At 70.0% G+C, this 12,348-nt stretch carries 9 protein-coding genes; 4 read left to right on the top strand and 5 right to left on the bottom strand.

Features of this window, described 5'->3' with window-relative positions; all coding sequences use genetic code 11:
* Both ABH926_RS15290 and ABH926_RS15285 read left to right on the top strand, forming a co-directional pair.
* Entirely contained in the window at positions 1 to 1,137 is a 1,137-nt protein-coding gene (locus ABH926_RS15290) for an LLM class flavin-dependent oxidoreductase (RefSeq protein ID WP_370366201.1), read from the top strand.
* 5 nt (positions 1,138 to 1,142) lie between these two features.
* Complete coding sequence (locus ABH926_RS15285; protein WP_370366200.1) at positions 1,143 to 1,640, top strand: flavin reductase family protein; 498 nt, start codon at positions 1,143 to 1,145, stop codon at positions 1,638 to 1,640.
* 6 nt (positions 1,641 to 1,646) lie between these two features.
* Here ABH926_RS15285 and ABH926_RS15280 read toward each other — a convergent pair whose 3' ends face one another.
* Both ABH926_RS15280 and ABH926_RS15275 read right to left on the bottom strand, forming a co-directional pair.
* On the bottom strand, positions 1,647 to 3,113 hold the full coding sequence (locus ABH926_RS15280; RefSeq protein ID WP_370366335.1) for an APC family permease: 1,467 nt from the start codon (positions 3,111 to 3,113) through the stop codon (positions 1,647 to 1,649).
* 137 nt (positions 3,114 to 3,250) lie between these two features.
* A complete protein-coding gene (locus ABH926_RS15275) occupies positions 3,251 to 4,687 on the bottom strand; it encodes an MFS transporter (protein ID WP_370366199.1) in 1,437 nt (478 codons plus the stop codon).
* Positions 4,688 to 4,969: 282 nt separating this feature from the next.
* Here ABH926_RS15275 and ABH926_RS15270 point away from each other — a divergent pair, with 282 nt between their 5' ends.
* Entirely contained in the window at positions 4,970 to 5,704 is a 735-nt protein-coding gene (locus ABH926_RS15270; RefSeq protein ID WP_370366198.1) for a peptidoglycan-binding protein, read from the top strand.
* 130 nt (positions 5,705 to 5,834) lie between these two features.
* Here ABH926_RS15270 and ABH926_RS15265 read toward each other — a convergent pair whose 3' ends face one another.
* The 3 genes from ABH926_RS15265 to ABH926_RS15255 all read right to left on the bottom strand — a co-directional run bounded on the left by ABH926_RS15265 (position 5,835) and on the right by ABH926_RS15255 (position 8,723).
* Positions 5,835 to 6,404 (bottom strand): hypothetical protein, encoded by a 570-nt coding sequence (locus ABH926_RS15265; protein ID WP_370366197.1) that lies wholly within the window; start codon positions 6,402 to 6,404, stop codon positions 5,835 to 5,837.
* Between the two features lie 80 nt (positions 6,405 to 6,484).
* A complete protein-coding gene (locus ABH926_RS15260) occupies positions 6,485 to 7,207 on the bottom strand; it encodes a GntR family transcriptional regulator (protein ID WP_370366196.1) in 723 nt (240 codons plus the stop codon).
* Positions 7,208 to 7,262: 55 nt separating this feature from the next.
* A complete protein-coding gene (locus ABH926_RS15255) occupies positions 7,263 to 8,723 on the bottom strand; it encodes an APC family permease (protein ID WP_370366195.1) in 1,461 nt (486 codons plus the stop codon).
* Between the two features lie 272 nt (positions 8,724 to 8,995).
* Here ABH926_RS15255 and ABH926_RS15250 point away from each other — a divergent pair, with 272 nt between their 5' ends.
* Positions 8,996 to 12,307: a discoidin domain-containing protein gene (locus ABH926_RS15250; RefSeq protein ID WP_370366194.1), complete on the top strand. Its 3,312-nt coding sequence runs from the start codon at positions 8,996 to 8,998 to the stop codon at positions 12,305 to 12,307.
* Positions 12,308 to 12,348 lie beyond the last annotated feature (41 nt).

The following is a 12,348-nucleotide window of genomic DNA, read 5'->3' as shown; positions in this document are numbered from 1 at the left end:
ATGGCCAATACTCCCCTCGGCGTCCTGGACCTGGTCCCGATCAGCTCCGGCTCCACCGCCGCGCAGGCCCTGCGCAACAGCATCGACCTCGCCAAGCAGACCGAGAGCTTCGGCTACGCGCGCTATTGGTTCGCCGAGCACCACCTCAATCCGGGCGTGGCCGGCACCAGTCCCGCTGTGGTCCTGGCCCTCACCGCCGCCGCGACCTCGACCATCCGCCTCGGTTCCGGCGCCGTCCTGCTCGGCCATCGCACACCGCTGGGCACCGTTGAGGAATTCGGCCTGCTCGACGCCGCTTTCCCCGGCCGCTTCGATCTCGGTCTCGGCCGTTCCGGCGGCAGCCGGACGCCGAGCGCGGCGCCGCAACCAGCACTCGCCGGCACAGCCCCGCCCGTCGTCGACGGCTACACCGCCAACGGCCTGCGCATCCCGCCGCGCTTCGACTTCGCGCCGCTGCTGAAGTCCCCGCGCTTCGCGCTTCACAGGGCCCTGCTTCAGCAGCCGAACGCCCAGACCCCCGAGTACGTGGACCAGATCGCCGACATCCTGGCGCTGCTGGCCGGCACCTACGTCGACGGCAACGGCCAGGAGGCGCACGTCGTGCCCGGCGAGGGCGCCGAGGTGCAGGTATGGATCCTGGGCAGCAGCGGCGGCGCCAGTGCCGAGGCGGCCGGCGGCAACGGGCTGCGGTTCGCGACCAACTACCACGTCAGCCCGGCGACCGTGCTGGAGGCGGCCGAGGGCTACCGGGCCGCGTTCAAGCCCTCGACCGAGCTCGACGCGCCGCACGTCGGCGTCTCGGCCGACGTCGTGGTCGCCGAGACCGAGGAGCGGGCCCGCGAGCTGGCCTCCGGCTACGGCGCGTGGGTGCGCAGCATCCGCACCGCCGAGGGTGCGATCCAGTTCCCGACGCCGGAGGAAGCCAGGGCTCTGCCCTGGTCCGAGGCCGACCGCGCGCTGGTCGCCGACCGGGTCGAGACCCAGTTCGTGGGCACCGCGGCCCAGGTCGCCGACCAGCTGGAGGTGCTGCGGGACGCGGTCGGCGCGGACGAGCTGATCGTCACCACGATCACCCACGACCACGCCGACCGCGTCGCCTCCTACCGGCTGCTGGCCGAGGAATGGGCCAGGCGGTGACGGCCATGACTGTTCAGGACGTCACCGCCGCCCACCATCCCAGGGAACTGCGACGCGTCTACGGCGCCTTCCCCTCGGGGGTGACCGCCGTGGCCGCGCTCGTGGACGGGGTCCCGGTGGGCCTGGCCGCGAGCTCGTTCACCTCGGTGTCGCTGGCGCCGGCGCTGGTCTCGGTCTGCGCGGACAACCGCTCGACGACCTGGCCGGTGCTGCGGACGCTACCACGACTGGGTATCAGTGTTCTGGGAGCGCATCAGGAGGCGGCGTGCCGCCGGCTCTCTTCGAAGAACGGAGAACGCTTCGCGGAGCTGGACTACCGGACGAGCGCTGACGGGGCGTTGTTCGTCGAGGGAGCCAGCGCGTGGCTGGACTGTTCCATCGAGTCCGTGCTCCCGGCCGGCGACCATGACATCATCGTCTTCCGGGTGCACGACCTCGACGCCGATCCGGCGGTGCCGCCGCTGGTGTTCCACGGCGGCACGTTCGGGCGGCTGGCGGCGTGACCCGCGCTATTCCGCGTCGGCGACGATCGATCCGACGCGCTCCCCCAGGCCCGGATCGCGGCGGTTGAGCACCACCGCGTACACCAGCGCCACCGCGAGCACCCCGAGCGCCAGGTACGGGAACCAGTCGTACGGCGTGGCCTGCCCCGGCTTGGCCAGGTAGTACAGCGGCACGACGATCGCGGCGGCCCCGATGACCGGCAGCACCGCGTGCCGCACGACGTTGAACTCCGCACGCTGGTACTTGCGGTAGTAGAACGGCAGCGCGATGTTCGAGGCCAGATACACCAGCAGGATCAGGATGGTGCCCATGGTCGAGGACTCGGCGAAGAAGTTGACCGGGTCCATCGTCCCCTTGCCGCCGATGATGTGCAGCAGGCCCCAGCCGCCGATGATCAGCATGCCGGCCGAGACGAACACCACGATCGCGTTGAGCGGCGTGCGCCAGGTCGGGTGCACCCGGCCCAGGAAGCCCGGCAGCAGCCGTTCGCGGCCGGCGTTGAACAGCAGGCGGGTCTGGGAGTTCGTACCGGAGATCAGCGCGCCGAGGGTGGAGGTGAGGCCGGCGAGGTAGGCGAAGAAGGCCAGGACGCCGAGGGTGCCGTGGGCCACGTCGATGAACGGCACGGCCGCGGCGCCGGTCTTGTCCGCGTCGTAGCCGAAGCCGGTGACGGTGGCGTACGCGAACAGCAGGTAGCCCACCGACATGATCCCGATCGAGGAGAACACCGCGCGCCCGACGTTGCGCCGCGGGTTCTCGGTCTCCTCGGCCAGCGCCGCGGAGTTCTCCCAGCCGATGAACATGTAGACGGCCAGCGGGAAGCCTTCGGCGAGCCCTGACATGCCGCCCTTGACGTGGCTGGGCATGAACGGCTTGAGCGACAGGTGCGCGCCGTGCTTGGCGATCGCCACCACCGACACCACGACCAGCACGGTCATCTCGACCGCGAAGAAGTACCCGGCGATCCGCGTGGACATCCCGACCCCGCGGACCATGAGCACCACCGCCAGGCACGTGAGCACCAGCGTGAACAGAATCCAGGGCACGTTCCAGCCGAAGTAGTAGTTCAGCGTCATCTCCAGGAACCCGCCGGAGATCGCGATCACCGACGCCATGGCGATGATGTAGCCGGCGGTGACCAGCAGCGCGGTGGTCACGGCGCTGGTCGGCCCGAACGTCTTGCCCACGAAGGTGATGAAGCCGCCGGCCGAGGGATGTGCCCGCGAGAACTGGGCCAGCGTGTTGCCCAGCAGCGCGACGGTGATCCCGGCGCAGACGATGGTCAGCGGCGAGGCCACCCCGGCCGTGGTGGCCAGCAGCCCGAAGCCGAAGTAGAAGCTCATCGCCGGCCCGATGTTCGCCATGGTGGAGCTGGCGATGTCGAGCAGGCCTAGCGAACCGCCGCGCAGGCGGTTGTCACCCGGCTCGGGCCCGGTGGCGGGCGGCGCGGGCGCGGTGGAGGGGGGATCCATTGTGGACATGGGGCTGCTCCTCGACGGCTGGAGAGCTGGTGATCAGGGCGGGGCCGCGGTCTTGCCGAGAAAATAGCTCACAGGGAACAGATAAACAAGGGGTAATGGGTCGCCGTGAGCAAATATCGCGGGCCGGCCTATGCCCGCAGGTGGCGCCGGATCGCGACGGCGACGAAGACGGTCGCGATCAACGACACGCTGAGCGCCCCGACCGCCACCGCGAGCGCGTGCCACGCCGAAAGCCCGCGCTGCAAGCCGTACGAGTACAGGCCGCCACCGATCATCGAGCCCAGACTCGCCCCCATGGACTCGGCCAGCACGAGCCCGGCAGCGTAAGCATCGGTGGCCGACTTGTCCGCGACACCGACCGCCGTCACCGGCAGGTTGGTGTAGATGAAGCCCATCCCCGACCCGGAGACCAGGAACGCCACCCACATCAGCGGCATCGCAGTACCCGATGACAGATGCGCGGCGAGCATCACCGGCAACCCGGCCACCGGCACGGCCACCAACAACGCGCCGACCACACCGGCCGTCCCGGTGCTCAGCTTCCAGCGCTCATAGAACTTCGGCTGCAGGAACGCCACCGTCGACCACGCGACCGCATCGCAGGTGAGGACCGCCGACGCCGCCGCGATGGAGGAGCCGAAGCCGCTGCGCGCGATGACCGTCGCCATGGCGTCCAGGCCGGAGTAGCCGAGCGAGAGCGTCAGCATCGCCACGACCGCCAGCCGCGGGCCGCGCTCCCCGGCGGGCAGGAGCTTGCGCGCGGCCGCGGCGACCAGGAGCAGGCCGCACACCGCGATGATCTGGCCGATGGCGCTCTTCACGCTGGTGCCGCCGAGCAGGAGCAGGCAGCCGAGGATGAGAATCAGAACCCTGGCGAACGGCGGCGTCCGCACCTCGCGGGATCGAGTCTGCTGCACCGCCCCGGCCCGCCGAACGACCAGCGCCCGGCCGACGACCACCAGCGGCAGGACCAACGTCAGCGCCCACCGCCACCCGAGAAGATCCGACACCGCCGAGGCGTACACCGGCCCGACGAACGCCGGCAGCAGCCACATCGCCGAGATCAGCGAGTAGACCCGCTTGCGCAGCCGCTCGGGAATGGAGTGCGCCACGGCGCTGACCCCGAACGTAGTCAGCACCCCGGACCCGAACCCCTGGAACACCCGTGCGGCGACGAACACCACCGCCGACCCCGCCACCGCGGCCAACACCCCGCCCACCACGAACACCACGGACGCCAACCCGGCCGTCCGCATCCGCCCCAGCCGCGCCGTGATCCCCGGCGTCAACGGCGCGGCGGCGATCATCGCCATCCCGTAGGAGCCGAGCAGCCAGCCGTAGGAACGCTCGGCGTTCAGATCATGCGCCACCAGCGGCATCACCACCGCCACCGCGAAGTACTGCATGGCGGTCGCGAACTCGAGCAGCAGCAGGCCCACCACCAGCAATCCGGTTCCGCCGCGGAAGAGCTCGCGCCAGGACCCGCCGGCGGATGCGGACTCGACGGCAGGTACGGACTCGACGGCGTCCACCGGAGCGGCGACAGCGGCAACCTCAGTGCTCATGAATCCTCAGCCAGGGCAAGGGCCGGCCGGCGACCGGCCGATGATCGTCGATGACGCGTCACCACGATCGCACGGCGTCGCTGGCGGGGGTATGCGGCTTTGGGCTTAGCACTTGGGGCTTAGGCCCGACGTTGCCGCTGCGGCTTAGGCGGCCCTTTGGTGCGTTTCATCCCTCCAGGATCTGACGCGATCCTGACAGCTCGCTGCGATAAAGTGCGTCAGCTTCGATGGCCGATACCACCCGGATCGGCCTCATGGGGTATCCGAGGGGGATCCACAACTATGAGATCTGTGTTCAAGGCCCTCGTCACGACCTCCGCACTCGTGGCGGGCGTGACATTCTTCGGACCGGTGGCGCCGGCCTCGGCCGCGAGCCCGTGCGGCGGCAACATCGTCGAGGGCGACAGCGGCTCGTGCGTCGTGGGCATCCAGCAGATGCTGGCCGACTGGGGCTTCGGCTACGACCTGGGCCCGGGCGGCATCGACGGCCAGTTCGGCCAGGACACCTACAACGCGGTCCGCGCGTTCCAGACCGCGGCCGGGATCGGCGTCGACGGCCAGGTCGGCCCGCAGACCTCCGGCACGCTGTGGAGCGCCGGGTCCAACGGTCCGGGGCACAGCCGCCACGTCCTGCGCGAGGACGAGCGGATCGGGAACACCGGCTACCTGCGCTGCCTGCAGGAGAACGGCTCATCGACGTCGGCGTCGATCTGCACCGCCGGCATCAACCAGGTCTGGGACATCTACCCGGTGCCGTATCACAACGGCTCGTACATGCTCGCGAGCGAGGGCGTCGCGAGCTGCCTGCTGGCGAACGGCCCGCAGGTCGAAACCGGCTACTGCGACGGCGGCACGAGTCAGAAGTGGACATTCGGCCCCGACTCGCTCGGCCGGCTGACGCTCCACAACGTCAACCAGGGGCTGTGCGTCGACACGATCCCCTCGGGGCAGTCCAACCAGCCCTCTGAGATGAACGGGTGCGACAACAGCGCGACCGAGGCGTGGTACCAGGTCTGACATCCGTTAGCCTGGCCCGCGTCTGAGGACGTGTCCGGACACGGCGTCCCGACACGTCCAGTTCTGCTGGACCCGGCTGGGCGGAAGGCTTTGCCCGAATGCCTGGTCGGCTTCGGCTTCATGGGGCCTGTTATCCGGACTCTCCTCTCCCGGCCCAGACCATCGAAGGGTCCGTACCCGCCGGCGGCCAAGCCGGGCGCCCCCGCGGCGCGACAACCGCCGTAGGCGGGTACCCGTCGCGGGTCGGGCCCGCCGCTGCCAAGCGCAACCGCCGCCGCTGTTGTGGGCCACAGGAGAGAATCAGGGTGCAGCAACAGCTGGAGGTCATGGCCAGATAGCCGCGGTCGAATGCGAAGCTCAGGTCGCACTCGTCGCCGCGCACCTCGAGCACGTCCACCGCCCACAGCCGCTGGCCGGTCAGCGCCGCCAGGCCGGCGGGGGCCTGCCGATCCTCGCCGAGCCGATACCAGCCCTCGGGATCATCGGCTACAACCGCCATGTCCATCTCGGTGACGGTGATACTGCGCGCCAGGCCGTTCCACTCGAACTCGAGGAGCAGCCCCTCGAAGTCGAAGACGACCGGCGCCCGACTGCCCCAAGCAAGCGCAGAGCGACGAGGCAACAGCCCCCGCGTCGGAGTCCGGATCCCGGTCAGGCACCGGCCGACCGCCGACGCCAGCAGCGGCCCGTGCCGATCCACGATCTCGTCGTAGCACCGAGCCCAATTGCCATCAGGACCCGACGCCCGCCGCCCCGTCCCCGTCTCCGTCCCCATCCCCGTCACACCCCCACCACCCGATGCGCCTTCACCGCCCCGACCGCGGCATCCAACCGCCCGAGCTCCAACGCCGCGAGCAAGTCGGCATGGTGCTTGTTCGCCTCCTGCAGCCGCCCCGCGTCCGGCACCGCCGCCAGCAGGCACAGCCGCCCCAGCAGGTCCGCGACCTCCTCCCCCGCCATCCCCTGCCCCAGCGTCTCGGCCAGTCCGAGGTGGAAGCACGCCTCCAGGCGCAGCAGCTCCGCGTGGTCGCCGGTGGCGTTCATCTCGTCGACCACCGCCTGCAGGCCCGAGTCCCAGGCCGCGGGGAGTTCGTCGGCGGAGCGGGCGACCAGGCCGCATTCCAGCAGCAGGTGGAAGTCCTCCAGTGCGGCCGCCTGTTCCTCGTCACGGAACGCCGCCACGATCGCGTCCCAGTTCGGCGCGACGAACGTGCCGCCGACGCGCCCGCGGCGGCGGTCCAGCAGGCCGTCCTGGCACATGGTCTCCAGCGCGCGGCGCACCGTCATCTCGCTCATACCGAGTTCCTCGGCGATGACGCCGGTGTCGGGGAGGCGTTCGCCGGGTGCCAGCACGCCGACGCGGACCTGCAGGGCTATGCGCGAGCGGATCAGTTCGGCGCCGGCCTGCTGGCGGACCGGCAGCCGGGCCGTGTTCGTGCCGCCGAGCGGCGCCGTCAGCGCCGGCGCCGGGTAGGGCCCGAACTTGCCCGCAGTGTTCGCCACGGTAGACACTCTAAATCGCGCGGTTCGCGGCTGCCGCGCAGGTCGAAGTGCTCACTCATTCCTCATAACCGTCGGCGACGATCGCTCCGACCCGCTCGCCCAGCGCCGGATCGCGCCGCGTCAGGACCCACGCGTAGGCCACAGAGGCGGCCAGCAGGGCAAGCGAGACATAGGGGAACCAACTGTACGGCGCGGGCTGCCCCGGTTTCACCAAGTAGTACAACGGCACGACGATCGCCAGCGCCCCCGACACCGGCAGCACCACGTGCCGCACCACCCGGAACTCGGTGGGCCGGTACCTGCGGTAGTAGAACGGCAGCGCGACGTTCGCCGCCAGGTAGACCAGCAGGATCAGGATCGAGCCCATCGACGAGGCCTCGGCGAAGAACACCGTCGCGTCCATCCCGCCGTGGTGTCCCAGCACGTGCCCCAGCCCCCAGCCGCCGACGATCACCAGGGCGGCGGCGATGAACGTCAGGATCGCGTTCGTCGGCGTGCGCCGTGTCGGGTGCACGTACCCCAGGAACGCCGGCAGCAACCGCTCGCGGCCGGCGTTGAACAGCAGCCGGGTCTGCGAGTTGGCGCCGGCGATGAGCGAGCCGACCGTCGAGGTGAGTCCGGCGATGTAGGCCAGGAACGCCAGAACCCCCAGCGTCCCGCGCGCCACCACCATGAACGGCACGTCCGCCGCGCCGACCTTGTGCACGTCGTACCCGAACCCGGTGACCGTGGCATACGCGAACAGCACGTAGCTCAGCGACATCACCGCGACCGAGGAGAACACCGCGCGCCCCACGTCCCGCCGCGGATTCTCGCTCTCCTCGGCCAGCGCCGCCGAGTTCTCCCACCCGATGAACAGATACACCGCCAGCGGGAAGCCCTCGGCCAGTCCGCTCATCCCGCCCCGGATGCGGCTCGGCAGGAACGGCGCGGCCGACAGGTGGCCGCCGTGCTTGACGATCGCCGAGACCGACACCACCAGCAGCATGACCAGTTCCACCGCGAAGAAGAAGCCGGCGACCTTGGTCGACAGCACGATCCCGCGCACGATCAGCGCCGCCGAGGCCGCGGTCAGCACCAGCGTCCACACCACCCACGGCGGACTCCACCCCGCGTAGTACTCCAGCGTGGTGGCCAGGAACCCGCCGGACACCGCGATCACCGCGGAGATGCCGATGATGTAACCGAGCGCCGCCAACAACGCCGTCGCCACGGCACTGGCCCCGCCGAACGTGGTCCCGACGAACGTGATGAAGCTGCCCGCGGACGGATGCGCCCGCGAGAACTGCGCCAGCGTGTTCCCCAGCAGCGCGACGGCGACGCCCGCGGCGACGATCGTCAGCGGCGAGGCGAGGCCGGAGGCCGTGGCCAGGAACCCGAAGCTGAAGTAGAAGCTCATCGCCGGCCCGATGTTGGCCATCGTCGACCCGGCGATGTCCAGCAGCCCCAACGCCCCGCCGCGCAGGCGCTGCTGGTCCGGCCGGGCGCGGACCGGCGGCGGTGAGACTACGGACATGGCGCGGCTCCTCGCCGGCTGAGGGGGTCGTCGGTGGCCGCGAAAATAGTTCGTGGCGACCGGTTAGGCAAGTGGCGGCCGCACCGGCCGGCATCGCCGAACCGCATGCCACGGCGGTCAAGCTCAAGATTCCACGCGATGATCCTCGACTTACCTTAATCACCCGCAATATTTCGTGGACATGTCAGAGTCTTGCGTTCCTCTGTCGCCCGCGCAACGATGTGCCCTGCGATCCACCCGCCAGGCACATCCATCCATCGCCAGGAGGACGCATGAGTGTCATCGGACACCGCATCTGGACCCCGCCCCTGCGCAGACGGCTCACCGCACTGGCCACCGCCGCCGCGGCCGCGGCCGCCACCATGCTCGTCGGCGCCTCGCCCGCGCACGCCATGAACGGCCCCGGCACCCCGCCGTACTGGGCCCAGTCGCCGTTCAGCGTGCCCGGCGGCACCGGCGCGAGTCTGGGGTTCACCGAGTACGAGGCCGAGGCCTCGACCACCACCGGCACGCGGCTCGGGCCCGACTTCACCCAGGGCACCGTCGCCAGCGAGGCCTCCGGCCGCGAGGCGGTCCAGCTCGGTGCGGGCCAGTACGCGCAGTTCACGCTGACCAGCGCGGCCAACGCCTTCGACCTGCGCTACAACCTCAACCAGGGCGCCTCGGGGTCATTGTCGGTGTACGTCAACGGCACCAAGCAGAGCCAGGAGCTCGCGCTCACCTCCGCGTACAGCTACATCAGCACCGGCGGCATCACCGGCAGCAAGACGCACAAGTTCTTCGACGACGCCCGGATGATGTTCGGCCAGACCCTGGCCGCCGGGACCACCGTGAAGGTGCAGGTCGACTCCTCCGACACCGCGGCGCCCTACACCGTCGACGTCGCAGACTTCTCCAACGTCCCGGCTGCTGCCACGCAGCCCTCCGGCTCGGTCTCCGTCGTCAGCGAAGGCGCCGACCCCACCGGCGCCGCCGACTCCAGCAACGCCTTCAACAGCGCCATCAACGCCGCCAACGCCGCGAACCAGCCGGTCTGGATCCCGCCGGGCACCTACCTGGTCGACAACGCGATCCAGACGCAGAAGGCGACCATCGTCGGCGCCGGCAGCTGGTACTCGCAGATCAAGTCCAACATGTTCATCCACAACTCCGGCGTGGTCTCCGGACCGGTGAACCTCAGCGGCTTCGCCATCCTCGGCAACACCGTCGGACGGCACGACGACAGCTCGGCGAACGCCATCGACGGCTCCCTGGGCAGCGGCTTCACCGTGAACGGCCTGTGGATCCAGGACACGAACGTCGGCTTCTGGCTCCAGTACGGCAACAGCAACTGCACCGTGGAGAACAGCGTCGTGGAGTCCACCGACGCCGACGGCCTGAACTTCAACGGCAACGCCTCGCAGTGCACCGTGAAGAACAACTTCCTGCGCGGCACCGGCGACGACAGTCTGGCGATCTGGTCCTACCCGAGCGCCGACTCCAACATCACGTTCAGCAACAACACGATCGTGGCGCCGACACTGGCCAACGGCATCGCCGACTACGGCGGCTCGAACAACACGATCTCCAACAACGTGATCGCCGACGACAACGCCCTCGGTAGCGGCCTGGACATCTCCAACGAGGCGTTCCTGCAGCCCTTCTCCCCGCTGTCCGGGACCATCACGGTCTCCGGCAACTACCTGATCCGGGCCGGCGCCTACAACCCGAACTGGAGCCACGTGATGGGCGCCGTCCAGTTCGACGCATACGACTCGGACTTCAGCGGCGTGACCGTCGACTACAGCGGCGGCGCGATCCTCGACAGCCCTTATGAGGCCTTCGAGATCGTCGGCGGCAGCGGCACCGGCCACGTCGTCAACGGCCTGAACATCAGCAACGTCAACGTCCAGAACACCGGCACCACCGTCTTCCAGGCCGAGACCGGCGGCGCGGCGAGCGTGAGCGGCGTGACCGCCGGCGGCGTCGGCGTCTCGGGCACCTACAACAACAGCTATCCCGGCAACGTCGCGGGCGCCTACACCTTCAACCTCGGCAGCGGGAACTCCGGCTGGAGCACCACGCCGGTACTCACCACGTTCCCGGACCCGGTCCAGCCCGGCGCGCTGCACGCCACGCCGAGCAGCCTGTCCTTCGGCGACGTGAACTCCGGCTCGACCAGCGCGGCGCAGGCCGTGACCATCACCAACCCGGGCACCAGCGCCGCGGCGCTGTCCTCGATCAGCGCCACCGGGCCGTTCGCGCAGAGCGACAACTGCGGGAGCTCCCTGGCGGCCGGCGCCTCCTGCACCGTGCAGGTCACGTTCACGCCGACCACCGGCGGCAACGCCACCGGCACCCTGACGGTCACCACCAGCGCCCCCGGCGGGCCGCTGAGCGTGGCGCTGTCCGGGCGCGGCATCACGTCCTCGACGAACCTGGCGCTGGGCCAGCCGGCCACCGCGAGCAGCACGCAGACGTCGTTCGTGGCCTCGAACGTGACCGACGGCAACACCGGCAGCTACTGGGAGAGCTCCGACGGCGCCGGCTACCCGCAGACCATCACCGTGGACCTGGGCTCGACGCAGCCGATCGGCTCGACCACGCTGAACCTGCCGCCGTCCTCGGCGTGGAACACCCGCACGCAGACGCTGTCCGTGCTGGGCAGCACCGACGGGACGACGTTCAGCCAGATCGTCGGCTCGGCCGACTACACCTTCGATCCCTCGACCGGCAACACCGTCACGATCTCGCTGCCGTCCGGGACGAAGGCCCGCTACGTGCGGCTGAGCTTCACCGCGAACACCGGATGGAGCGCGGCGCAGCTGTCCGAGTTCCAGATCTTCCCCGGCGGCTCGTCGACTGGCAACCCCAGCGCGCTGACGGCGAACCCGGCGAGCGTGTCGTTCGGCAATCAGACGGTCGGCTCGACCAGCTCCGCGCAGACCGTGACGGTGTCCAATCCGGGCACCACCGCCGCGGCGATCTCCTCGGTGAGCACGAGCGCGCCGTTCGCGCAGACCAACAACTGCGGCAGTTCCCTGGCCGCCGGCGCCTCGTGCACGGTCCAGGTGACCTTCGCCCCGACCGCGGCCGGCGCCGCGAACGGCACGCTGTCGGTCGCCAGCAACGCTCCCGGCAGCCCCCTGACGGTCGCGCTGTCCGGCACCGGCACCACAAGCGGCAGCACCAACCTGGCGCTGAACAAGCCGACGACCACCAGCGGCTACACGCAGAACTACGTGCCGGGCAACGCGGTCGACGGCAACACCAGCAGCTACTGGGAGAGCACCGACAACGCCTTCCCGCAGTGGCTCCAGGTGGACCTCGGCGCCTCGGCGAGCGTCGGCCGGATCGTGATGGACCTGCCGCCGTCCTCGGCGTGGGGCACCCGCACCCAGACCATCCAGATCCAGGGCAGCACCGACGGCACGAACTACACGACGCTGGAGCCGTCGCAGGGGTACACGTTCAACCCCAGCACGGGAAACACCGCGAGCGTGACGTTCACGGCCGCGAACGTGCGGTACGTGAAGCTGACGTTCACGGCGAACACCGGCTGGCCGGCGGGACAGCTGTCGGAGTTGCAGGTGTTCTCGCAGTGATCTGAATATCGAGTGACGCGGGGCCCGGTCTGGCGGATTCG

Origin of the sequence: Catenulispora sp. GP43, assembly GCF_041260665.1 — a bacterium.
Classification (GTDB): Bacteria; Actinomycetota; Actinomycetes; order Streptomycetales; family Catenulisporaceae; genus Catenulispora.
The sequence above is the reverse complement of the archived record's forward strand: the minus strand, read 5'-3'. Positions and strand labels throughout refer to the sequence as shown.

What these genes read in the sequence shown, in the direction of transcription:
- ABH926_RS15275 (WP_370366199.1), bottom strand. Translation starts at nt 4,687, where the DNA reads ATGAGCACTGAGGTTGCCGCTGTCGCCGCTCCGGTGGACGCCGTCGAG.
- ABH926_RS15290 (WP_370366201.1), top strand. Translation starts at nt 1, where the DNA reads ATGGCCAATACTCCCCTCGGCGTCCTGGACCTGGTCCCGATCAGCTCC.
- ABH926_RS15285 (WP_370366200.1), top strand. Translation starts at nt 1,143, where the DNA reads ATGACTGTTCAGGACGTCACCGCCGCCCACCATCCCAGGGAACTGCGA.
- ABH926_RS15250 (WP_370366194.1), top strand. Translation starts at nt 8,996, where the DNA reads ATGAGTGTCATCGGACACCGCATCTGGACCCCGCCCCTGCGCAGACGG.
- ABH926_RS15280 (WP_370366335.1), bottom strand. Translation starts at nt 3,113, where the DNA reads ATGGATCCCCCCTCCACCGCGCCCGCGCCGCCCGCCACCGGGCCCGAG.
- ABH926_RS15255 (WP_370366195.1), bottom strand. Translation starts at nt 8,723, where the DNA reads ATGTCCGTAGTCTCACCGCCGCCGGTCCGCGCCCGGCCGGACCAGCAG.
- ABH926_RS15270 (WP_370366198.1), top strand. Translation starts at nt 4,970, where the DNA reads ATGAGATCTGTGTTCAAGGCCCTCGTCACGACCTCCGCACTCGTGGCG.